18 protein-coding genes, 1 tRNA gene and 2 rRNA genes (1 of these 21 cut by a window edge) are annotated in these 25,000 nt (G+C 39.1%); 3 read left to right on the top strand and 18 right to left on the bottom strand.

Features of this window, described 5'->3' with window-relative positions:
* The 6 genes from RHP64_RS00105 to menB all read right to left on the bottom strand — a co-directional run.
* A 23S ribosomal RNA gene (locus RHP64_RS00105) occupies nt 1–524 on the bottom strand; it reaches 2,392 nt to the left of the window's first position.
* 188 nt (nt 525–712) lie between these two features.
* A tRNA-Ala gene (locus tag RHP64_RS00100) sits at nt 713–785 on the bottom strand.
* 114 nt (nt 786–899) lie between these two features.
* Nucleotides 900–2,450, bottom strand: a 16S ribosomal RNA gene (locus tag RHP64_RS00095).
* Together the 16S and 23S rRNA genes with 1 tRNA gene alongside form the textbook arrangement of a ribosomal RNA operon.
* Nucleotides 2,451–2,943: 493 nt before the next feature.
* Nucleotides 2,944–4,128 carry a pyridoxal phosphate-dependent aminotransferase gene (locus RHP64_RS00090; protein WP_025267636.1) on the bottom strand — a complete coding sequence of 395 codons (1,185 nt, stop codon included), beginning with the start codon at nt 4,126–4,128 and terminating at the stop codon, nt 2,944–2,946.
* A gap of 12 nt (nt 4,129–4,140) precedes the next feature.
* Nucleotides 4,141–4,935 (bottom strand): carbon-nitrogen family hydrolase, encoded by a 795-nt coding sequence (locus RHP64_RS00085; protein WP_025267635.1) that lies wholly within the window; start codon nt 4,933–4,935, stop codon nt 4,141–4,143.
* 20 nt (nt 4,936–4,955) lie between these two features.
* Nucleotides 4,956–5,789 carry a 1,4-dihydroxy-2-naphthoyl-CoA synthase gene (menB, locus tag RHP64_RS00080; RefSeq protein WP_025267634.1) on the bottom strand — a complete coding sequence of 278 codons (834 nt, stop codon included), beginning with the start codon at nt 5,787–5,789 and terminating at the stop codon, nt 4,956–4,958.
* 35 nt (nt 5,790–5,824) lie between these two features.
* Between menB and RHP64_RS00075 the strand changes: the two genes are divergently transcribed.
* The gene (locus tag RHP64_RS00075) at nt 5,825–6,199 is read left to right on the top strand and encodes a PaaI family thioesterase (RefSeq protein WP_011679032.1); all 375 of its coding nucleotides are present in this window, start codon (nt 5,825–5,827) and stop codon (nt 6,197–6,199) included.
* Nucleotides 6,200–6,243: 44 nt separating this feature from the next.
* Here RHP64_RS00075 and asp3 read toward each other — a convergent pair whose 3' ends face one another.
* From asp3 to RHP64_RS00050, 5 genes are all read right to left on the bottom strand, one after another.
* Complete coding sequence (asp3, locus tag RHP64_RS00070) at nt 6,244–7,281, bottom strand: accessory Sec system protein Asp3 (RefSeq protein WP_025267633.1); 1,038 nt, start codon at nt 7,279–7,281, stop codon at nt 6,244–6,246.
* Nucleotides 7,281–8,801 carry an accessory Sec system protein Asp2 gene (gene asp2 / locus RHP64_RS00065; RefSeq protein WP_025267632.1) on the bottom strand — a complete coding sequence of 507 codons (1,521 nt, stop codon included), beginning with the start codon at nt 8,799–8,801 and terminating at the stop codon, nt 7,281–7,283. The genes asp3 and asp2 overlap by 1 nt, the downstream gene beginning before the upstream one ends.
* Nucleotides 8,802–8,828: 27 nt before the next feature.
* Nucleotides 8,829–10,292, bottom strand: a complete 1,464-nt coding sequence (gene asp1 / locus RHP64_RS00060; protein ID WP_025267631.1) for an accessory Sec system protein Asp1 — start codon at nt 10,290–10,292, stop codon at nt 8,829–8,831.
* A gap of 61 nt (nt 10,293–10,353) precedes the next feature.
* Complete coding sequence (locus RHP64_RS00055) at nt 10,354–11,826, bottom strand: glycosyltransferase (protein ID WP_038534110.1); 1,473 nt, start codon at nt 11,824–11,826, stop codon at nt 10,354–10,356.
* Nucleotides 11,823–13,448, bottom strand: a complete 1,626-nt coding sequence (locus RHP64_RS00050) for a glycosyltransferase (protein WP_025267629.1) — start codon at nt 13,446–13,448, stop codon at nt 11,823–11,825. Before RHP64_RS00050 ends, RHP64_RS00055 begins: the two co-directional genes overlap by 4 nt.
* 265 nt (nt 13,449–13,713) lie before the next feature.
* Here RHP64_RS00050 and RHP64_RS00045 point away from each other — a divergent pair, with 265 nt between their 5' ends.
* Together RHP64_RS00045 and RHP64_RS00040 are read left to right on the top strand one after the other, a co-directional pair.
* On the top strand, nt 13,714–14,547 hold the full coding sequence (locus RHP64_RS00045; RefSeq protein ID WP_014324120.1) for a GHKL domain-containing protein: 834 nt from the start codon (nt 13,714–13,716) through the stop codon (nt 14,545–14,547).
* Nucleotides 14,501–15,214: a LytR/AlgR family response regulator transcription factor gene (locus RHP64_RS00040; RefSeq protein WP_014324119.1), complete on the top strand. Its 714-nt coding sequence runs from the start codon at nt 14,501–14,503 to the stop codon at nt 15,212–15,214. The genes RHP64_RS00045 and RHP64_RS00040 overlap by 47 nt, the downstream gene beginning before the upstream one ends.
* A 24-nt stretch (nt 15,215–15,238) precedes the next feature.
* Here the strand turns inward: RHP64_RS00040 and RHP64_RS00035 are convergent, their stop codons facing one another.
* From RHP64_RS00035 to dnaA, 7 genes are all read right to left on the bottom strand, one after another.
* Nucleotides 15,239–15,712, bottom strand: coding sequence for a glutathione peroxidase (locus tag RHP64_RS00035; RefSeq protein WP_002816095.1), 474 nt, complete (start codon nt 15,710–15,712; stop codon nt 15,239–15,241).
* Between the two features lie 145 nt (nt 15,713–15,857).
* On the bottom strand, nt 15,858–18,404 hold the full coding sequence (gyrA, locus tag RHP64_RS00030; protein WP_025267628.1) for a DNA gyrase subunit A: 2,547 nt from the start codon (nt 18,402–18,404) through the stop codon (nt 15,858–15,860).
* Between the two features lie 75 nt (nt 18,405–18,479).
* A complete protein-coding gene (gene gyrB / locus RHP64_RS00025) occupies nt 18,480–20,498 on the bottom strand; it encodes a DNA topoisomerase (ATP-hydrolyzing) subunit B (protein WP_011679026.1) in 2,019 nt (672 codons plus the stop codon).
* Between the two features lie 61 nt (nt 20,499–20,559).
* A complete protein-coding gene (recF, locus tag RHP64_RS00020; protein ID WP_025267627.1) occupies nt 20,560–21,684 on the bottom strand; it encodes a DNA replication/repair protein RecF in 1,125 nt (374 codons plus the stop codon).
* Nucleotides 21,666–22,112: a S4 domain-containing protein YaaA gene (gene yaaA / locus RHP64_RS00015; RefSeq protein ID WP_011679024.1), complete on the bottom strand. Its 447-nt coding sequence runs from the start codon at nt 22,110–22,112 to the stop codon at nt 21,666–21,668. The genes recF and yaaA overlap by 19 nt, the downstream gene beginning before the upstream one ends.
* A 192-nt stretch (nt 22,113–22,304) precedes the next feature.
* On the bottom strand, nt 22,305–23,441 hold the full coding sequence (gene dnaN, locus RHP64_RS00010) for a DNA polymerase III subunit beta (protein WP_025267626.1): 1,137 nt from the start codon (nt 23,439–23,441) through the stop codon (nt 22,305–22,307).
* 212 nt (nt 23,442–23,653) lie between these two features.
* Nucleotides 23,654–25,000, bottom strand: a complete 1,347-nt coding sequence (gene dnaA / locus RHP64_RS00005) for a chromosomal replication initiator protein DnaA (protein ID WP_002816101.1) — start codon at nt 24,998–25,000, stop codon at nt 23,654–23,656.

Below are 25,000 nucleotides of genomic sequence, written 5' to 3'. Positions count from 1 at the left end.
GTGCTTTTCACCTTTCCCTCACGGTACTGGTTCACTATCGGTCACTAGGGAGTATTTAGCCTTACGGGATGGTCCCCGCAGATTCCGACCGGATTTCACGTGTCCGGCCGTACTCAGGATCCTGAAAAGAGTGTGCTTCATTTCGCTTACGGGGCTATCACCCTCTATAGCCAAGTTTCCCAACTTGTTCTGCTATAAAACACTTTTGTAACTCTTATATATCAGTCCTACAACCCCAACATGCAAGCACGTTGGTTTGGGCTCTTCCCCGTTCGCTCGCCGCTACTTAGGGAATCGATTTTTCTTTCTGCTCCTGCTGCTAATGAGATGTTTCAGTTCACAGCGTATTCCGTCAAATATCCTATGTATTCAGATACAGACAACTCTTACGAGTTGGGTTTCCCCATTCGGAAATCTTTGGGTCATAGCGTACTTACCGCTCACCAAAGCTTATCGTAGTTAGTCACGTCCTTCATCGGCTCCTAGTGCCAAGGCATTCACCACGCGCCCTTATTAACTTAACCTATACAACCGAAGTTGTGGTTTAAGTTTATGAGTTGGTCATTTTTCAGACCTGCGATTAAACCGTTCTTTTTAAAGAACTTTTTGTGTTGTTTCTCGGTTCATTTTAGTGCAATCTTACGATTGCTTTTAAAAGAATTTGTTACTATTCAGTTTTCAATGTACAACATGCTAGCCTTTCGACTAGCTATGGAGAATAGCGGGATCGAACCGCTGACCCCCTGCTTGCAAAGCAGGTGCTCTCCCAGCTGAGCTAATTCCCCATAGGATCACTTTGAGACCATGATACCTATTAAAGTATCACACTCAAAACTAAACAAAACTTTGAAACAAACAAATTGACACTTAAGTCCCTGTCGCTTTCCGATTATCCTTAGAAAGGAGGTGATCCAGCCGCAGGTTCTCCTACGGCTACCTTGTTACGACTTCACCCCAGTCATCTGTCCTGCCTTAGACGGCTCCTTCCTAAAAGGTTAGGCCACCGGCTTTGGGCATTACAAACTCCCATGGTGTGACGGGCGGTGTGTACAAGACCCGGGAACGTATTCACCGCGGCGTGCTGATCCGCGATTACTAGCGATTCCGACTTCATGTAGTCGAGTTGCAGACTACAATCCGAACTGAGACGTACTTTAAGAGATTAGCTCACCCTCGCGGGTTGGCAACTCGTTGTATACGCCATTGTAGCACGTGTGTAGCCCAGGTCATAAGGGGCATGATGATCTGACGTCGTCCCCGCCTTCCTCCGGTTTGTCACCGGCAGTCTCGCTAGAGTGCCCATCTGAATGCTGGCAACTAACAATAAGGGTTGCGCTCGTTGCGGGACTTAACCCAACATCTCACGACACGAGCTGACGACGACCATGCACCACCTGTCACTTTGTCTCCGAAGAGAACACTTCTATCTCTAAAAGCTTCAAAGGATGTCAAGACCTGGTAAGGTTCTTCGCGTTGCTTCGAATTAAACCACATGCTCCACCGCTTGTGCGGGTCCCCGTCAATTCCTTTGAGTTTCAACCTTGCGGTCGTACTCCCCAGGCGGAACACTTAATGCGTTAGCTTCGGCACTAAGAGGCGGAAACCTCCTAACACCTAGTGTTCATCGTTTACGGTGTGGACTACCAGGGTATCTAATCCTGTTTGCTACCCACACTTTCGAGCCTCAACGTCAGTTGCAGTCCAGTAAGCCGCCTTCGCCACTGGTGTTCTTCCATATATCTACGCATTCCACCGCTACACATGGAGTTCCACTTACCTCTACTGCACTCAAGTTAACCAGTTTCCAATGCCATTCCGGAGTTGAGCTCCGGGCTTTCACATCAGACTTAATAAACCGTCTGCGCTCGCTTTACGCCCAATAAATCCGGATAACGCTCGGGACATACGTATTACCGCGGCTGCTGGCACGTATTTAGCCGTCCCTTTCTGGTATGGTACCGTCAAACTAAAATCATTTCCTATTCTAGCTGTTCTTCCCATACAACAGTGCTTTACGACCCGAAAGCCTTCATCACACACGCGGCGTTGCTCCATCAGGCTTTCGCCCATTGTGGAAGATTCCCTACTGCAGCCTCCCGTAGGAGTTTGGGCCGTGTCTCAGTCCCAATGTGGCCGATCAGTCTCTCAACTCGGCTATGCATCATTGTCTTGGTAGGCCTTTACCCCACCAACTAACTAATGCACCGCGGATCCATCTCTAGGTGACGCCGAAGCGTCTTTTAACTTTTTGTCATGCGACACTAAGTTTTATTCGGTATTAGCATCTGTTTCCAAATGTTATCCCCAGCCTTGAGGCAGGTTGTCCACGTGTTACTCACCCGTTCGCCACTCACTTGAAAGGTGCAAGCACCTTTCGCTGTGCGTTCGACTTGCATGTATTAGGCACGCCGCCAGCGTTCATCCTGAGCCAGGATCAAACTCTCAATTTGAAAATTTGAAGATTGCTCTTCGATTAAACTGACTATATTTCGCTATATCTCTATAACGTAATCCGTTTATTGTTTGTTACGAATTGACTTCGCAAATTTGTTTTTGTTACTTTACGTAACAGCTACAGATTCGTTTGTTCAAAGTTTTGTTCAGTTTTCAATGTGCTACTCGTTGTCGCTGAGACAACTATATTATCTTACCACGCTCGTTTCGCTTTGTCAACTACTTCTTTTAAGAAGTTTTCGTCGACCTCACTGCCCTTACGCTCTCGCTCCCCCTTGCCTCGCAACGCTTTGCGTCGCTTCGCTCCGTCGGAACATATACTAATATACCAACTTTATTCCCCCTCGTCAACTACTTTTTTTACTTGTTTTTTTTACTTGTCCTTTTTCTTATTTCGCAAACTATTAATCGTATCTGTATTGTTTATTTCCAGTAACAAGTCAATAACGTTCGTTTTTTATGAAAATAAAAAAATAAGCTGTCTCCAGCTTACTTTGAAAATATAGGTAACTTACTAATTCGTTTTGCAGCTTCAGCTAAACGTTCTTCACCAATTGTTAATCCGACACGTATATAACCTTGTCCACCCTTACCAAATCCAGATGCATCAGCTACAGCAACATCAGCCTCTTCTAATAGTAAATCTGCAAACTCACTCGACGTATAGCCTTTAGGTACAGGCATCAACACATAAAAGGCTCCCTGCGGAACGTAAGGTTCCCAACCAAATTCTCGAACTGCATTAATAAATACATCACGACGACGTTGATATAGATTGGTCAGATCTGTAACAGCTTTTTCACGCGCTGCTCTATTTGTTAAGGCCTCAATTGCTGCATCTTGAACCGCTGGGAATAATGAAACGAATAAATGATCTTGAATTAGATTAAGCGCTTCAATCATCTCTGCATTTCCAACAGCAAATCCTACTCGCCACCCCGCCATATTGAACGTTTTTGAGAAAGTATACGTTTCAATTCCAACACTTTTTGAATTTTCTGTTTGTAGAAATGATAGTGGCTTATGGCCATCATAGCCGATTGCCCCATAGGCAAAATCAGATACAATACCAACCTGATTTTCTTCTGCAAAACGAACAGTTTGTTGGTAAAATTCTGAAGTTGCAATTGCGCCAGTTGGATTGTTAGGATAGTTTAAATATAAAAACTTAGCTGCTTCAGCTACTGAGTTTGGAATCGCTTCATAATCAACCAAAAAATTATTTTCTTGCTTTAAAGGTACTGCTTCATAATTTACGCGCCCCAATGCTGCGGCAGATAAATAATCAGGGTACCCAGGATCTGGTAATAATAATGTTTCCCCAGGATTCATTAATGCCCACGGCAGCTCAACCAAACCAATTTTCGAGCCGGCTAATATAGCTACTTCTGTTTCTGGGTCGATTGACACGCCATACTCATCAGCATAAAATTCTGCAATGGCTTTCTTAAAACGTTCTTCACCGCGAAATAATGAATATTTGTGATCAGCCGGATTTTCTGCAGCCGCTTGTAAAGATTTAACAATATACTCAGGGGTAGGTTGATCAGGGTTCCCTTGCCCCAAGTTAATCACATCTTTGCCGGCAGCAATTTTCGCATTCACTTTGGCAACAAGTGTTGCAAAAAATTGTTTAGGTAGTGTTTTAAGTAAGTCGGATTCTTCAAAATGCATACGTTATTCACCTTATCTGTAAAGTTCTGGACGACGATCGCTAAACACTGGGATTTCTCCTCGAATAGTTTTTTCATCATTAATATTAATTTCTGCTACTAATAATTCCACTTTGTCATCGCTTGCTTGTTGGACAATATTTCCTAGTGGGTCAATAATTAATGAACGACCACCAAATGTATTGTTGTTATCTCGACCTACACGATTCGCAGCGACCACAAATGTTTGATTTTCAATAGCTCGTGCTTGCAGCAAAAGTTGCCATTGTTTTATTCGTTGAATTGGCCATTCGGCAACGATATACAAAATTTCTTGTGGCCCTTGACTCATCATAGTACGTAACCACTCTGGAAAGCGAATATCATAGCAAATGGCACCGGCAGATGGTACATCCGCCAAATTAAAAAGATTTGTTTTATTGCCCGCTGACATGAATTTCTCTTCATTCATTAGTCCAAATAAATGTAACTTATTGTATTCACTAACTTGTTCGCCTTTGTCATTGAAAACAAACATCGTGTTGTAAAATTTGTTCTCTGCTTGGGCTGTTGCCACAGAACCACCAACAATGTTGAGATGATATTTTTTAGCGAGATCACGCAACAAATTAACGCTTCTTTGTCCTTGAGGATCCGCTACGGTCTCCAAATTAAGGAGATCATACCCCGTATTCCACATTTCAGGATAAACTAAAATATCAGCCTCGACTGATGCAGCTTTCTGAGCATACTCGATTACTGTTTGCTCATTAATGGCTGGTTTCCCCAGTGCTATATCAATTTGTGCAATCGCAATTTTTAAGGTCATACGTGTTAAGCCTCCGTTATTTATGGGAACTTTGGGAATTGATCAAAATCAGGATCGCGCTTTTCTTTAAAGGAATCACGACCTTCTTTAGCCTCGTCTGATGTGTAGTACAGCATGGTTGCATCCCCAGCAAATTGCTGTAGGCCTGCCAAGCCATCTGTATCAGCGTTCATTGCGGCCTTGATAAATCGTAGCGCCGTTGGTGATTTAGTCAACATTTCATCGGCCCATTCAATTGTGGCGTCTTCTACTTCATTTATTGGCACCACTTTATTAATCCAATTCATTTGGTAGGCTTCCTCAGCAGTATAGAAATGATTCAAGAACCATACCTCTTTGGCACGCTTATGCCCTATTACTCGAGCTAAATAGCCTGAACCATATCCAGCATCAAACGAGCCTACCATTGGTCCTGTTTGACCAAATTTAGCATTGTCAGCAGCAACAGTCAGATCAGCAACCAATTGCAATACGTTTCCACCGCCAACAGACCAACCCTTGACCATAGCAATAATCGGCTTAGGAATAATACGCATTAGTCGTTGCAAGTCCAAAACATTTAAACGAGGAATGCCATCAGAACCAACATACCCACCATTACCACGTACTTTTTGGTTCCCACCTGAGGAGAAAGCTTTATCTCCAGCACCAGTTAAAATAATCACACCAATTTGAGCGTTATCTCGTGCAATTGTAAAAGCATCTATCATTTCAGATACCATCCCCGGTGTAAAAGCATTGTGTGTTGCGACGTCGTTCATCGTAATTTTAGCAATTTTTCCAGGATTTTTGCCATCACTATTTTTTTCAAAAAGAATCTCGTCGTACTTCTTAATAGCGCTCCAAGTTGTCATTTGTTATACTCCATTCAGAAAGGAAATTAGTTATTATGAATATTATAGAACTTTTAGAATTAAAAACCACCATATTGTCTGCTGATAAAACAGTTGTTGAGTTAGCTGTCACTGATAAAATTATGCAACCTTATGGCATTGTTCATGGTGGTATTAACGCCTTATTAGCTGAAACAGCAGCCTCATTAGGTGCAAAAGAAGCTTTATCTGATAATCAATTTCCTGTTGGTGTCGATATCCAAACACACCATTTAAAACCAGTAAGCAAAGGAATTTTGATTGCCACTGCAACCCCAGTTAATATTGGTCATTCACTTCAAGTATGGCATGTTAAAATTACAGAAAATATTACTAACCAATTAACGAGTATAGCTACTGTTACCTTAAAAAACCAACAGAAAAAGAGCTAAACAAGTAAATGTTTGGCTCTTTTTTGTTGGTTATAAATAACTTATCATTTGTTTTTTTGACCAAAAAGCTTAGAGAATGCGCCAGGTTTTGGATGTGCTGCCTCATACAACAATTGCTGCTCATATTCTTCAGGCGTTGGCGTCTCATATGTCAGTGTTTCTAATCGCTCATATTTTGGATGTGAAATGATTAGATCAAGTTGAGTGTTGGGCATTATCGAACTAGTAAGATAGCTGACGCCATCAACGCTACGTTCAATTGTCCATTCTGACTTTCCAGGGGACAATAAAATATCTTCGCTAATTATGGCCACACTCTTTTTAATTTGTTGATGATAATAGAGGGCAGCGTAACTAGATATTGGTCCATAACCAACAAACTCAAGACTGTGCGCCTTAGCCTGTTTTCGTGCAGTTTTAATGGCTGATATTAGTTCTAACTGACGATAATAACCTGCTTTTAGTGTGCCACTTGCAACAAATAATACGGCTTGTTGCGTTGTTTTTATTTTTTTCGTGACATAGTCAGTTACCGCTTCTTCTGGCTCTGAAAAAATAACCCGTAATACTTTACTCGTCACTTTCTCTGGCTGGTGCAAATAATTATATAATTGTGGCGCTATTTCTTGGTCGTCTTCTCGCAAAATACCAGCCCTTTTTATGCGAATATCGAAATTATGAAATGTAAAATGTCCGCTTCCTGCAGAAACTAAATCAATAACATAGAAAGCATATTCATCTGGTGTATTGATCAACAGTCTTTCAGTATTTTCACTGAAAGTAGCAATTGGCTGGTATTGCTGATCAAAAAAAGTCACCACCAAATAGGCAAACATCCGGTCACTGGCATCAATATGACGTTCTATCACATATGTCTCACCGTGTGACAGCTGGGGCAAGTCTGCCTTCACCACCGGTTGACCACTCATTCTGTTGTATGTAGAATGCCATCTCGCAACAACCTCTCCACTTGGTAAAAAATAATTTTCATAATACACTTCATTCAACGACCTGAAGTCAACTGTTGCCCCTTGAAGTCCCAGCAGTTCAGTATTGGGTGTCCAATAAATTTGATATTGCATTATTCACCCTCCGCTCGCATAGTGTTTTGTAATACATTTAAATTAGTCATCATGAAGTCAACCATTTCATCAAGTTTCTCCGTATGTTGCCCTTCTTCACTTTCATGCTTTACTGGGACATTATGCTTGGCAAAGAAATCTAATAATTGACCTAAGCTCTGACCATCATATTCATCTTGAGACATCGAAAATAATGCCACTTTGATATTTGTCCAGTTCGTATTCTCAATGTGTTTCCATAACTTTTCATTCATGGCTACGTTATCATCAGGCCTAACATAGCCACTCAAATAACGTCGTACATCTAAACGCCAACCATAATCAAAGCCACGTGAAATAGTTGATCCAGCAGTGAATGTGCCCAAATTAATAATTGGTTTTGCAATGACAACAGCAGCGGGGTTAAGATCAGCAGCGTAGTACAAAGCAGGGTAACTACCCATAGAAGCACCCATCAAAATAAGATCTTCGGCACGTAGTCCTAATGTTTTCATTTTTTGCTTAATTATTCTAATGATGGTCGCTTCATATTCTGCTGTTCCAATATCAAATGCGCCACCCTGTATACGCGCATCTGTAAACAATAAATATGGTGTTCCTAGACGATTTAACGCTTCTTGCATTTCAAACCCATCAACATGAAGCCTCGTATCCGCAAAACTGACAATCAGTGGTTTTTGACGATCTCCGGGATTAAAGTAACTTAACACTTCTTCATTTTCTTTGGTAAGCTGCCACGTTCCACCTGGTAGCAAATGACCCAACCCATGTCGAGAGACTCTTTGGTGAATGACGTAAAAATCAAGGGTTCCCTGACCTTTACCCAAAACCAAGATTTCATAATTTTCGTAATCTTCAGGGGGCGCTACAGTTGTCAATTGGCGCAATGATTGACCAGCTATCAACTGTTGAGTCAATACTTCACCATTTTTATAGAACACAAATAGCAAGGCCGGTTCGGCTTTCTCTGTATGATTGTATTCCAACCATACCTCGTTTGCCCGACCACTTTGAAAATCACTTGTACCAGCCTTTAGTGTTCCTAATTGTTGCCAATCTTCTCCAAATTCACCTTCAAATTGCGTTGAAAAATCTCCTTGTCGTTGCAAATGAATTCCTTCAGGCACATAAGGAATAAATTGTTCGGCGCTAAAGCGTGTCGAAAAACCATATTGGCTGGTATCCATATCAGTAACTATTCTTTTTTCAACATTTTCTGGTGTATTTTCTTCAATATGAAAAGCGCGTCGCTCATCAAGAATTTTTTGAAAATCAGACGCTACTTCATGAGCAAAGTAAATCACTCGTAATGCAGGCCATTCATTAATTTGACTAGATAGCAGCGTGCTTTCAAGATGATCATCTGTGAGCAACACATAGGTTTGTTCTAATACGTACGGATCCCTTTGCATGGCTAAAAAAGTAGGTAGGTCCAGTACTGATGTATGGTGCCAATCGAGCTTATCAGTAATATATGGTGCCCAGTTTTCTGCGCCAATTTGTAAAATTGATATTGTCATTTTTCACCTGTCATTGCATCAAATTATTTAGTTATTCATCTTACTTTTGATTTTGTTGAATACTTGCTGCCATTTAATCCATAGCATTTCACTAGTATATTCCGCTTGTATGTCTGCGGATACTTCTTGTGCTATTTCAAAATGCTTTTTATTATCCAAAAAGAAACTTATTGCTTTGTCTAACTCTGCAAAGTCTGCCAATACTTTACCATTTTTATCAGGCTCAAGGTAGACTGTTTCCGTGCTGTTAATTTGTGGTATAGAAAAATTAATTGCCACGGTTTGTAAGAATTGATTTGGTTCATTATCCAAATCAATTAGGATTTGCGTGTGTTTCATATAACGCACAAGTTGTTCTTCATTTTGAGTCTCCAAGAAATGAAAACGTGATTTAAAGGCCATTTGACTGTCCTGATCTACCAAGCCATGCTCATTTTTAGCTTTTAAACTCGCTTCATGAATTTGTTTTTGCATTGCTGAAGTTTTATCAGAAGTTTCAAATACAACTGTCGTCGTGTCATATTCATTAATAATATTAATTAATGCAGCAATAACTATCGTTTGTTGTGCAACAGATAAATTATGTGCTGAAATAAATAGACTTACCAGTGGAGTCTGGAGATGTTCGTTTTCCACCATATCTGTTGCGTATGGTGGAACGATAGCAACTTCCTTTGTTTCACCATCAAATGCTATTACTTGTTGTTGATGTCGCTCATTGTCCGTAACAATAAAATCGCTAATTTTTCCCAATTCCTTGCCTACTTCAACAAAATTATTTTGTACGCTGACAATTATTGGTTGTTTGATAGCAATATCCTCAAGTATTTCACCAGTAGTTACGCTTGGAGAAATAATTATATTTTCATCATCGGGTATTTTATTCAAGTAATAACTTACGAGTTCATGAATTAATACCGTCATATTAGAAAATTGTGTCTGCTCTGTCCACAACTGTTGCGTTGTTACAAGACCAGTCAGTTCATCCTCTTGCAACGCAATATCACCACTAGGGGTCAAGTAGTCTGTTCGAACTTTATTCCCCTCATCAAATACGATAACTTTTGATACAAATCCTCGATCATCAATGATTAATTGTTGCGTCATCATATCGTCAGCAAACAAGTCAATATGGTCAAATGATAATTGATTACTCCAAATTGTCGCGTAGTGCTGGCCAGAAACGTTGACTAGAATTCGATCGGTCAACGTCATAAACTCTGCATAATCCGGCCAAGTAAAGTCATTTAATGCCACAGGTCGTGGCGCTGACAAGTCAATATGTTGTAATACATCAAACGCTGACCAAACGGTAGCTTTATCAATATTTTTGTTTGACAATATACCACGCAATTTGGGTAGATAATCACACAAGATGAAGGCAACTTCTTGTCCTTGTTCTAAAAATAATTGTGCTTGATGGATGCTGTCATTAAATTGTGGTATCTCTACGCCAAGTTCGCTCCAGTTTGGCATAATGTGAATTCTCATCGAAAGTACCTCATATGTACGGAGATCAATTCTCCTGATTTTAGACTAAATCATATTTAACTCATTGCAAGTTCAAATCTTGCCACTGCTTATAAACGCTATCTTTGGTAAATAATTGTGCTTGTTGGGACGCTAATATGCTAGCCTCTTGCCATTGCTTATCATCTTGAAATAGCGAAACTATTCTGTTTGCAGCCTGATCATAATTACCAATTGGTACAAGTTGTTCATTTGACATGTATGTATTTGGTCCATAATTAACATTATACGCGATTACAGGAAGTCCATGCGACATCGCTTCAATATTTTGCATACCGTTCCCTTCAGTTGGTACGGTTGATAGCAATACTTGCGCTCCTTCTATTACATCATCCAACATTTTACCAACAACATAGTTACCAAATGTAACAGTATTTTTTAACCCTAGTTGTTCAATTAATAAATCTAACTCATTTAATAGCTGCCGATCAGTACTGTAACCCCGAAATTCTAGCGTCGCATCTGCTACACTAGCTTGCACGCTTTTTAGGATATACAGCGCATCTTGTGGTTGTTTTTCTTTAGCAATTCGGCCCAATACTAAAATTTTATGTGATTTACAATTGGCCAATGAATTTGTTTTATTTTCTTTGACAATCGTATCTGGTGCAGCCAACACGGGTAGTGTTGTTAATGGCTGCATATCTTGCTGTTGTTGTTTCGTGGCCACAATAATACCGGTAAAATCTAGTTCCCCGCGCATCAATTCAACTAATGTTGTCAACAATTGTCCCTTCAAATTTGTATGTGAACTATGCAAATAAAAATATTTTCCTTTTGTACTTTTTATTCCCGGTATGGTATTCAACATACTAGCTCTTTCTAAAATTATAGTCCCAGGATTTTGTTTCAGTTGCTCGTTCATAAAAAAGGTAAATAATTCATTTTCTGTATTAAACCGGTAATTTGCACCACAATAATTAATCAACTTATACATCGTTGGCATCAAATGCCCTTGGACATTCATATGTGTGATCTCTAAAACAACTTTCCCAACAGGAGTATAGAATTTTTGCAGACTAACTTCACCATTTGGATGAAAATAAGCGGTTGACGACTTAAAACCACGATAGTCCCATTCGTCACGTGCAACAATATGATCAAAGCGATCAAAGTATTCAATATTACCCATTAGCGCAACTGTCGCCGGCATGACATTTACCTTAGCAACAGTGCGCCCCTCATTTAGGATCAATGATTGGTCGGGATTAGGACTTTCAATGACGTATCTTTTTTTAGGAATTGTGACAGATTCGCGTAAATTTTGTTTGACTCGGCTAACCCGCGTCGCCTCTTGGAAAAAATCATACATATTCAAAACTTGATGATCATTTAACCCAAGGGTTTTAATTGTCCGATGGAATACTGGTGTATAATTCCGTGTAACAAATAACGTTAAATTGCCAAATGAATTATACATCGATGTGCGAGCAGCCTGAGAAAATTCAGTACCGGAGTTAAATTCAAATGCATTCTCCGAAATGAAATAATTCATGATTCACTCTCCTCATCCGCACCCTTTAGATCATTAATCGTCATATGAAAATAATTAGCTTGTTTGACTGGCCACATTTTTTTTGCATCGACCAAAAGTAAACACCATTGTGCCCACACCGTGTCAGAACTATATCGATAAGACATTTCATAGGATGTGTCGCTGAGTTGTTGCATGAGACGTGGCTCTTTGAAGATGTGAATTAACGCTTCACCCATAGATTTGTAATCATTTAGAGGCACGATGTAACCATTTTTTCCCTCATTAATAATTGCATTTGGACCATAGTTGACATCGTAAGTTACCCCAATGTCTCCCTGTGCCAACGCTTCCATCAGCGATAAATTAAACCCTTCCATACTTGAAGTAACACCAAAAACTTGCGCGTCTTGTTCGACCAATGCAACCTGATCAGTATAATCATGCAATGTCACAATGTTTTCTAAATTATTTTCTCTAATGGCTGACTCAATCAAACGTTCAGCAAGAAAATTATTGGTTGGATCCTTGTACCCATATAAATCAAGCGTTATTTGTGGCACTTGCTGGCGCGCATACGCAACCGCTTTTACTAATTGGTCAAGTTGTTTTTCTGGTGCTTTACGTGCCAATGCCACGACTTTACCAAATGTTCGCTCTGCCATAGGCACACGTTGCTGTTGTAACTGTTTCATTGGTATAACGCCAACTGGAATTGTAAATAGTTTCGTGGTTGGTTTGAATCGACTGCGAATATCATTGGTTTGCCTTTCCGTAGCGCTAACCACAGCATCATAGACGTTAATATTAAACAAACTATACTCATAATTATTATTTAATATGCCCTTTTCAGGATGACTCGCGTCACTAGCATGAGAATTATGCAAAAAAAGTACATTGTACGATGGTTTATCCAAATAACGCAATACAGTTTGAGCTAAATGTGCACGATCTAATATAAAAATATTTGGTTCATTTTTTGACCAGTACTCATCATTAAGCAAATTTAAAAAGTGCAAGGTTACTTGCTCAAGTGTATCAAAAATATGGATTTCGCCTACCCTACTCATCAACCGCCAACAAACTTTTTCAACAGATCCATCACTATTAATTTTGTTAAATGCTTCTAAAACCGTTCTCCCTTCGGGACTTTGCCATGTTTCGGAACCAATTTTATTATCAGGTGTGTACCATTGAGATAGAGAAACAAAGCCTCGAGAATCATACATATTAACACAATATAAATTACCAAAACCATCAAATAACTCAGTAGAGGCTACTTGCTTTTGATCAGTCCGATAATTAACACGAGCAATAAGCTGTTGATTTATATCGTAAATAAGATAACGATTTTTTTTAATCTCTTCAACTCTATGCGTGTTAGCCACACCAAAATCCAGATCATTAACTGTTATCGTCTGATCAAATACCTCGGTTGCTTCCTGAAAATAATCAAACATGTTAATCACCTCGAAGGATTGTAAGCTGGTTGCTTTCATGTTTTCATGCAAAAGAGGATCCCATTCGCGAAGCACAATTTTAAACTGTTCTCCATGTACTCGAAAAAGATCGGCGCGTTTTAATTGCGCATGCTCAATTCCTGATTTCTGTGGTTGCATAGTTGCATTTAAGAAAAAAATCATTCTATAAATAATGACCTAACAAATGTAAACAGTCAGCAGAATGCTCACATATGCTGTCACCAATTCCTTTCCGAATTAAGAAAATATAATTCTCACCCTAATTGTATCCAATTTTAAAACTCATGGATTAATTAGCAATTAAACCGATAACGCTATGAATTCAAAATAAGCTTTTCGAAAATTTATTTCGTATTATACGATTAGCAAAGTATTTGTAATTTATTTACATAATCCTCTATTATTATACAAACGAAAGACTTTCAAAATGAACCCTACTCTGAATTTATCAATTACGATACCTATCAATATGTTCTTAGATTCTATCTGGTTAGTTGAATTAACATTTATTTTTTTACTAATTATCATGATCTACCCCCTCTGCAGGTATTTTCAGCAATTACGCACACAACACGAATATGAAAGTCGCGCAACACAGACATATGTTACGAAACTGGAGCAAATTTGTTCGTCCTACAGACATTTTCAACATGACTATAAAAATATACTTGCCAGTTTAGCTCTAGCGATTGATACCAAAAATTTATGTGAAATAGAAGAAGTCTATCATTCTTTCTTATCAGAAAGTACTAGTGCTTTACCTCTTTCACCAACTTTAAATCTTCAATTGATCACCGATTTAAACCTACGTAGTTTACTCGTTGTCAAAAATCAATATGCTATTGATAGTGGTCTATTTTTTAAAGTCGATATTGCAGAAAAGTTCAATATGACTGTGACGCTAGATCTTTATCGAACTATTGGTATTTTGCTTGATAATGCCATTGAGGGAGCCATAAACAGCATCGAAAGGAAGGTCATTTTATCTATTTTGTCAGATAACGATTATCATATTGTCAGTATTACAAATACCATTAATCAGAATGTGGCCCTTTCAAACATGAACAAAAATGGTTTCTCAACGAAACCGGGTCACTCTGGTATTGGATTAACCTTTGTAGAACAGTACATGGCGCGGATGCCTACGATTTCGATGCATGCTACTTTGATGAATCAGAATTTTACGCAGACGCTTACTATCGGAGAACTTCACAATGATTTATCTGCTAGAAGACGACATTACACAACAAAAGCGTATTAAACAGTATATACAACATATTCACACGTTCACTTCGCCTGCCAATTTATTATCTGCAGTGCTAAAAGATAAAACCCCGAAGATTATTTTACTGGATCTTGAAATTAAAGACGTCATTTATGCAGGTCTTCAAACTGCGCAACTAATTCGCAAGAATGATATTATTTCACCGATTATTATTGTCACAACTCATTGTGAACTATCATGGCACACATTTCAACATCACATCAGTGCATTGGACTTTATTGACAAATCACAACCTGAGTCTGCGTTCGCACAACAACTCAAGTCGGCTATTTACACAGCTGATCAAGTACTTAAACGATACGATAAAAAATCTCCTAACCTGATTACTATACGCAATGGTGCACACCTCGTCCAATTCGACCTCAACCACCTTTCTTATGTCTCCAGTAATAAGGGTACACATTATATCAATGTTTTCACAAAGAATGGTGTAAGCAAAATTCGAAATACAATCAAAACTATTGCTTCAAGCCATGAAAACTTCATACAGATTCATGCATCATTTTGTATTAATCGTGACTTTATCAAGCAATACTTAAAGTCAGAAAAAATAATTGAATTAACAGATGGTACACTGTTGCCGGTGACACGTAAATTCCAACATCATTTGATCCAGTTTAAGACACCAACAATACGTACTTAAGGTTTTTACCGGAATGCGTGGCACTCATAAAACATCTTCAATATCTTCTTCAAGATCCTTGGGTTCTGTTTTTGGGGCATAGCGTTTTACGACGTTTCCCTCCTTATCCACTAAAAACTTTGTAAAATTCCATTTGATTGTGCTACTACCCAGCATTCCTTTTGAATTCTCTTTCAAATATTTAAACAAAGGATCTGTGTTTTTACCATTCACGGCAACTAGTTGATGCATTGGAAAAGTTACACCATAAGTAAGTTGACATGCTTGGGCTGCTTGGGATGCGGTTTCTAACTCTTGTTTGAATTGATTAGATGGAAAGCCTAAAATTACTAGTCCCTTATCTTTATACTTCTTATATAATTTTTCTAACTCACCAAATTGTGGTGCATAGCCGCACTTCGTAGCAGTATTAACAATCACTACTGGATGATTGGCTAGCTTATTAAGTGAATAAGTTTCTCCGTTTTCTAAGGTTGCAAAATAATCGTATATGCTCATAATCACTACTCCTTAATTTTAATGTATTATAACATTATGAAAATTAGTTGTTATACTATTTGTTTTCTACCAAGTTTTCAATTGTTCTATCTTTTATAAAAAAATAAACCAACAGGCTACTAACGTCCTGTTGGTTTATTTTTTGTTATTTATCAGTATCTTCTTGTGCACGATCTAATAGTTCTGAAACTTGGTCAATTTGTTGCTCATCCAACGGTGCCTTATCAGATGTTTCACGTGAAACATCCTCTAGCACTTCCTCGTGTTCTACTTTTGCTAACGTAGCCACTTTGGCATTACCTTCTAAGCGAATCAAACGCACACCCAGTGTTGCACGTCCTGTCTGACTGACAGAATCAACATTAAAACGAATCATTACACCTTGTGTCGTCGTAACCATAATATCTTCTTGGCCACTGACAATAGTCATTCCAGCAAGGGGACCATTTTTCTCGGTGATATTTGCCGTTTTAATTCCTTTACCGCCACGACCCTTGATTGGATATTCGCTCACTGGTGTTTGCTTTCCGTAACCTTTTTCCGTGATGATCAAAACATTATGATCTTTTTCCAACACGTCAGAACCAACCACTAGATCCCCTTCGCGAAGGCGAATACCACGGACTCCAGCAGCTGAACGTCCCATAACACGTACATCGTTTTCAGCAAAACTAACTGAATAACCATTGTGTGTCGCAATAATAATATTTTGCGTACCATCAGTAATTTGAACAGATAGTACTTCATCATCATCATGCAAAGTTAAGGCTTTTAGTCCATTCGTACGAATATTTGCAAATTCCTTTACCGCTGTACGCTTGACAACACCCAAACGAGTTACAAAGAATAGGTAATCATTGCTTTCACCGGCTTCCCCACGAACATTGATAACGGTTTGAATTTTTTCATTTCCTTCAAAATTCAAAAGATTAACAACTGGGATTCCCTTCGCTTGGCGACCATATTCTGGTACTTCATAGCCTTTCATACGGTAGACTTTACCCTTATTAGTAAAGAACAACAAAGTATCATGCGTTGATGTAGAGATCATCTGGTCAACAAAATCTTCATCATGAACATTCATACCCTGAACACCACGACCACCTCGATTTTGTGCCTTAAACTCTCCAGTTGCAACGCGTTTGATGTAACCACTATTAGTCAATGTTACGATTACATCTTCTTCTTCAATCAAATCTTCATCTTCAATACTTAGGACGTCACCAACCTGCAATTCTGTGCGACGCTTGTCACCAAACTTTGTTTGGATTTCTAGTAGCTCATTATAAATAATTTCATCAACACGTTCTTCATGCGCCAAAATATCTTTCAAATCAGCAATCAGAGCAACAAGTTTTTGATATTCTTCTTCAATCTTGTCACGTTCCAAGCCAGTCAAACGAACCAAACGCATGTCCAAGATAGCTTGTGCTTGTTTATCAGATAAAGCATAACCATTAATTAAACGAGTTTTAGCCTCCTCAGAGGTCTTTGACGAACGGATAATTGTGATAATTTCGTCTATATGATCAAGCGCAATGCGTAAACCTTCTAAAATATGTGCGCGCGCTTGTGCCTTTTGTAATTCAAATACTGTACGACGACGGATAACTTCACGTTGATGTGCCAGATAAGCAACAAGTATCTCTTTCAAACTCATTGTCTTAGGCGCACCGTGATCAATCGCCAACATATTAAAGCTAAAACTAGTCTGCAATAATGTTTGCTTATATAGATTATTTAAAATGACACTTGCCGAAGCATCGCGACGAACATCAATAGAAATTCGTAAGCCTTCACGATCGGATTCATCGCGAATTCCTGTGATGCCTTCTATCTTTTTATCACGTGCTAATTCAGATATACGCTCAATTAAACGCGCCTTGTTAACGGCGTAAGGTAGCTCAGTTACAACAATCTGCTCTTTACCTGATTTAAGTTGCTCAATATCTACTTTTGCACGTACAGTTACAGTGCCACGTCCAGTTTCATATGCACGACGAATACCTGACTTTCCCATAACAATACCACCAGTGGGAAAATCGGGTCCAGGTAATGCTTCCATCAGGTCGGCTGTGGTAGCCTCTGGATTATTCATCAAAATATGAAGCGCAGAAATCACTTCAGCAAGGTTATGCGTTGGAATGTTCGTTGTCATTCCAACAGCAATTCCGGTGGCCCCGTTAACCAACAAATTTGGAAAACGTGCTGGTAATACTTCCGGTTCGCGTTCCTCACCATCATAGTTGGGAATAAAATTAACTGTATCTTTGTTTAAATCACGAACCATTTCCATGGCGACTTTACTCAAACGAGCTTCCGTATACCGCATAGCAGCAGCACCGTCGCCATCGACAGAACCAAAGTTTCCGTGACCGTCAATTAACATGTGTCGGTATGAAAAAGGTTGTGCCATCCGGACCATTGACTCATAAATTGCAGAATCTCCGTGGGGGTGATATTTACCCATTACATCCCCAACAATACGAGCCGACTTTTTGTGTGGCTTATCTGGTGTGTTTCCCTGTTCAATCATTGAATACAGAATTCGTCGATGTACCGGCTTCATGCCATCGCGCACATCTGGCAGTGCACGTGCCACAATAACAGACATGGCATATGACAAGAATGACGTTTTCATTTGTTCTGACAAATTCGCATTTTTAATACGGCTGTCGTTTAACTCAGACATTACTTATTTACTCCTCGCAAATATTTTATGACTTTTATATTGTGTTTTTAAATTCAATACTAAAACACACTTGGATTAAATATCCAAATTTTCAACAAAGACTGCATTATCTTCAATAAACTTTCGACGTGGAGGCACATCGCCACCCATCAACATGTCAATAACTGCTTCAGCTTCTTCAGCATCAGCTGGATCAACACGTAATAAACGACGGTTCTGAGCATCCATGGTCGTATCAGCTAATTGATCATAATCCATTTCTCCAAGTCCCTTGTATCGTTGCACTTTTGGCTTAACATTGGATGGCAATTGCGACAAATATGACTCAAGTTCTTCATCAGAATCCAAGTAAGTCATTGATTTGTTGTTGCCTAAAGCAACGCCATACAAAGGTGGCTGAGCAATATAAATATAGCCAGCATCAACCAAAGGTCGCATATAGCGATAAAATAATGTCAAAAGTAACGTACGAATATGTGCGCCATCAACATCCGCATCAGTCATAATAATAACTTTATGATAGTTAGCTTTTTCAACATTAAAATCATCCCCAAAGCCAGTGCCCATAGCTGTAAAGAGCGAGCGAATTTCTTCGTTAGCCAAAACACGTTCCAGTGAAGCTTTCCCCACGTTCAAAATTTTACCACGAATTGGCAAAATAGCTTGTGTTACACGGTTTCGTCCTTGCTTAGCAGAACCACCGGCAGAGTCACCCTCAACGATGAACAATTCTGAAATGGCAGGGTCATTTGATGTGTTATCTGCCAACTTTCCGGGTAGATTACCAATCTCCAAACCAGATTGTTTACGCGTCATTTCGCGAGCACGTTTAGCTGCTAAACGTGCTTTTTGAGCCAAGACACCTTTTTCAACAATTTGTTTAGCAACATTTGGGTTTTCCATCATGAAACGACTAAATGTTTCTGAGAACATGCGATCTGTGGCTTGACGCGCATCAGAATTGCCTAGTTTGGTCTTAGTTTGTCCCTCAAATTGTGGATCTGGATGCTTGATAGAAACAATCGCTGTCATTCCTTCACGAACATCTTCACCAGTCAAACTTTCCGCACCGTCTTTAATTTGACCACTTTTACGTGCATAATCATTAATAACACGTGTCAATGCTGTTTTAAAGCCGGTTTCATGCGTTCCGCCTTCATAAGTATTAATATTGTTTGCAAAAGTACGCAAACTGTCTTTTATGTCAGTTGTGTATTGTAAAGCAGCTTCAACGACAATTCCATTTTCCTCACCCTCAACATAAACCGGTTCAGGAAAAATAACTTGCTTATCTTCGTTTAGGTATTGAACATATTCTTTAATACCACCTTCAAAATGGAAGCTCTCTTTGATTGGTTCTTCTAAACGTTTGTCAGCAATCGAAATACGTAATCCTTTATTTAAAAAGGCCAACTCGCGCACACGTGTCAACAAAGTCTTGTAATTATAAGTTGTTGTCTCGCGAAAAATATCAGTATCAGGTTTAAAGTGAACAATTGTGCCGCGTTCAATCGTTGGTTCCTCGTCTAAGGTTCTCATAGTTGTGTGAACACGACCAACTTTGAAGTCCATATAGTAAACTTTATTATCACGAACCACTTTAACATCTAAGTCGGTTGACAACGCATTAACAACAGAAGCACCAACACCATGCAATCCACCAGATACTTTATACCCGCCGCCACCAAACTTTCCACCAGCGTGAAGCACGGTAAACACAGTCTCTAGCGCGGGTTTCCCTGTTTTTGTTTGGATATCAACCGGAATACCTCGTCCATCATCTGTTACAGTAATTGAATTATCTTTTTCGATTGTTACCGTTATGTGGGAAGCAAATCCTGCCAACGCTTCATCAATACCGTTGTCGACAATCTCCCACACCAAATGATGCAAACCTTGGGCTGTAGTCGTTCCTATATACATTCCGGGACGCTTACGAACAGCCTCTAAGCCTTCCAATACTTGAATTTGATCAGCATTATAATCACCGGCCTTCGCATCAACCGTGCTAGCGTGTCGGATTTCTTCGTCATCAGTAATAATATCATCAACTGATTCTAATTCTTGATCTATATTTTCGTTATTTTCTGCCATTTTGTATCCTTTATGTACTATCTATTATCATCACATAGCAAAATCAATTCATTGATTTAACCTATGTGTCGTTTTCGAGTGTAATCACTCCTTGTTTCACATGAAACACACGTGGTTTTCGAATGAGTTGCCGTGCAATATCGCTGAGTGTTGGTGCAGTGATAAATGTTTGCACCTTATCTTGAATTGCCAATAATAAATGTGTCTGCCGACTGGCATCAAGTTCACTAAGTACATCATCGAGAAGCAATACTGGATACTCCCCAGTTTCTTGTTGCATTAAATCAATTTCGGCTAATTTAATAGCCAACGCCGTTGTTCGCTGCTGTCCTTGTGAACCAAAAACAGCAACATTATTCCCATTAACATCAAATTGTAATTCGTCGCGATGAGGGCCAACCATTGTCGATCCTTGCATAATTTCACGTGAACGCTGACGTGACAATGCATCAGCGAATACCGATTTCACCTCTTCAAGACTAGCATCTGAAGCAAAATCAACCGAACTCATATATCGTAATTTCAAAGCTTCACGCTGATCAGATATTTCAGCGTGAATTGGTTGTGCAGCCAGTTCTAATTTGTTCAAAAATTCTTGACGTGCAATTAAAATTTGTGAACCTACATCAACCAATTGTTCACTCAATACATCCAAGAATACTGTGTCCGTTGTCTGTTTAAGTTGCAAACGCTTAAGATAAGCATTTCTTTCTTTTAAAATCCGCTTGTATTGTGTCGTATTATACAAATACAAGGGGTTCATTTGGCCAAACTCCATGTCAATAAAACGGCGACGTACGCTTGGCGCCCCTTTAACCAGCTCAAGATCTTCTGGTGCAAACAAAATGACATTGAGTTGCCCGATATAATGCGACAGCTTTGATTGTTCAAGATGATTAACCCGTGCTTTTTTACCCTTATTAGAAAAATGGAGCGACAGCGGGGTCTCACTAATAGAACGTTTAACCCGGCCACTGATAGTTGCTTCTTTTGCTTGCCATTGGACCAAGTCTTTGTCACTACTGGTTCTATGTGACCTTGCAAGTGCCAATACATAAATACTTTCTAATAAGTTTGTTTTTCCTTGCGCATTTTCACCAAGAAAAACATTCACACCCGAGCTGAATTCCAGCGTTAAATCTGAATAATTACGATAATGATCGAGCTTTAACGATTCGAGTTCCACGAACCGGGTCCTTTAGGTTTGTTTGTCGAGCGACCAAATCCACCAGCACGAGTACGATTTTTTTTGCGTAATTCAGCAAATCTAGCTTCCTTACGGGCTTTGGCTGCAGCTGCCTTTTGTGCCTTAATACGATCATCACGGACGGTTTTTTTAGCGTTCATAGCACGTTCAGCTCTTTGCGTCTCAGCTTCTGCTATCAACTCTTCAGCATTCTCTGCTAATTCAATTGTGTATGTTTCGCCATCAATAACAATCTCATCATGATCGTATAACTTTTTACCGCGACGATTTTCTGTTTCTCCGTTGAGTAACACCGGAAAATCCATTAAATAATATTTGGCCTGGCCGCCTGATGAAATAATGTTCTCTTCTTTTAATAATTGTGTCAAAGTAATGTATTCAGTTGTGATACGTACGCTGGTTGTCATATATCGCTTTCTCTTTGTGAGTTAATGGTCACGGTAGTTACTATAGTATTATACCATTTTTAAACCCTAAAAGCTCAAAAACGAGGCCTAAAATTGTATATAAGCAATTCTAGGCCTCGTTAGTGTGTTTTGTTTATTTTTGTTTAAACGGGTTTATTTTCAAGTATTTGAACAAATGACATATTTTTCAATTTAAAACGTGCGGACTGGTGTTATGAGTTGTAATTGTTTATTGTCCGTCTCTCCTTCAGGTGTCAAAGTAAACGGACGTAAATTACTTGTAAATTTAACATCTACACGCTTGCCATTAAAAATACGCAAAGCATCACGAACGTAATCCGGATTGAAAGAGATTTCTAAGTCCTCCCCTTCAATGCTATTGGCATTCAACTCTTCGGTCACCTGCCCAACTTCTTGAGACGTACCGGTTAACACTGCACGCCCTGCTTTTAATGACAATTGAACAACGTTATTCCGACTTTCGTGACTCAGTAAGCTTGCTCGATCAATTGCACCCAGTAATGAGCTTGCCTCAATTGTGATTTGTGTCGTGCTCTCCGTGGGAATCAAACGATCTGTCTCAGGATAGTTTCCCTCTAGTAAACGTGAATAAAATGTTGTACGTCCTAAATCAAACACCGCCTGGTTTGTAGAAAACTTGATTTCCACACGATCTTGACCCTCGAGTAATGCTTGTAATTCATTAAAAGATTTTGCTGGAATAATTACATTTGCATCAACATTGTTGGCGTCAGTTCCTGTTAGCTGAACAATGCGTTGGGATAAGCGATGAGAATCAGTTGTAACTGCCTTCACGCTATTTCCTGTTAATTGTAGATGTATCCCAGTTAAAATTGGTCGACTTTCTTGCGTAGAAGCTGAAATTTTTGTTTGCGAAATAATATCGACAAGTTGCGCAGCAGAAACACTCAAACTTTGCACATCATCCATTTCTGGTAATTGTGGGTAGTTTTGTACGTCTTGTCCATTAATTGTAAATGATGAGGCACCAGATGTAATAGTAGCTCGTAAGCCCTCAACATTAAGAGTCATTGCATCATTAGGAAGACGCTTAACAATATTAATAAAGAAAGTTGCCGGTAAGGTAATGCCACCAGGAGTTGTGATAATTAATTGGGCACTGGTATCTGATTGTGGCACAGTTGTTTCAATAGAAATATCTGCATTTGAACCAGTAAGGACTAATTCTTCATCATTTAAAACTAATTTGATATTAGTCAAAATTGGAATAGTTGTTCGTGATGAAATAGCACGTGATACATCATTGAGGGCTTTAATAAAGGCTGAACGGTTAATTGTAAATTGCATGATGTTACTCCTTTTTAAATTAAGCAAATAAGTGATAGTTATATTAATAATTATATAAAAAATATGTAGTAGTAATAATAAGGGGTGTTGATGTTGTGGAAAAGTCTCCTGTGACTAACAGAACGTTTATAAGTAGTTGTTCACAACGCTGTTGGTAACTACCCTATTTTTACAACTTTATAAACATACGTTTTTATGAGCAATGCTTAGAGTTATTTGCCATGTTTAATTTCATCAGTTAGGGCGTCCAACATTTCTTTTGTACGCGAATCGCTCTCTGATTTTTCAGTTATTTTGGTCGTGGCATGTAGTACCGAAGAATGATCTCGCCCACCAAATGAACGGCCAATGTCAGGCAAACTTTCATTTGTTAGCGTTCTTGTTAGATACATAGCAACATGCCGTGCAGTGACAAGATCTTTTTTGCGACTTGAACTTTTAAGATCATCAATAGTTTGCATATAATAATCTGCCACAACCTGTTGAATGCGCTCAACAGTGATCTTGAAGCCTTGATTAATATTTAAATCACCTAATATTTGTTGAGCAGTCTCTTTTGTAGCCGGTTTATTCATATATCGCAAGCTGGCTTCAAACTTATGAAACGCCCCTTCTAAGCTACGCACATTGGAATCAATTTTTTCGGCAATCAGTTCTAACACATCATTAGGAATATCTAAACCATCAGATTCAGACAAATTTTGTAGAATAGCTACTCTTGTCGGTAAATCAGGTTTTTGAATATCCATCATAATGCCGGCTTCAAAACGTGATGTTAATCGTGTTTGTAGATCAACAATCTCTGTTGGTAATTTATCTGAAGTCATAACGATTTGTTTACCATTTTTAGTTAAAACGTTAAAAGTATTGAAAAATTCTTCTTGAACTTTTTCTTTTCCAGACCAAAATTGGATGTCATCAACAAGTAAGAGGTCAACAGAACGATATTCTTGCTTAAAAGCTGCTGTAGCGCCATCCCCTGCGCGCAAAGATTCAGTAAAATCGTTCAAAAAATCTTCAGCTGTAGCGTATTTGATGTGTGCGCTTGGCGTCGACACAGCATACGCGTTGCCGATAGCTTGCATCAAATGTGTTTTCCCAAGACCAACCCCACCATAAATTAAATAAGGATTGTATACTTGTCCAGGTTCATCAGCAACTGCACGCGCGACAGCATAGGCATTTTCGTTTCCTGAACCGATAACAAATTTTTCAAAAGTAAAATCTGGATTTAAGTCAGATTCGCGCGTAAATGATAAATTATCTGAAAAAGTTGGTATAGTGGTAGGCTTTGCTTCGGCCACTTGCAAGTCGGGCTTAATAAAACCATCAGCAATCGACATGGCAAATTGTACAAAATCCATGGAGTATTCACTATCCCATTGATCAATGATATCTTGTGCCATATCACTTGGTACTGCTAATGTTAAACTGGTATCCCCTAGTGTCAGCGGTTTTAGCGGTTCTATATAGGTGGAAAAAGTAACACGACCGAGCTTGGTAAAAAATTCGGCTTGCACTTTTGACCATAATTCTTCTTTGGTTATTGGTTTTGTCAC

This window comes from Leuconostoc sp. XM4, assembly GCF_055698815.1.
The sequence above is the reverse complement of the archived record's forward strand: the minus strand, read 5'-3'. Positions and strand labels throughout refer to the sequence as shown.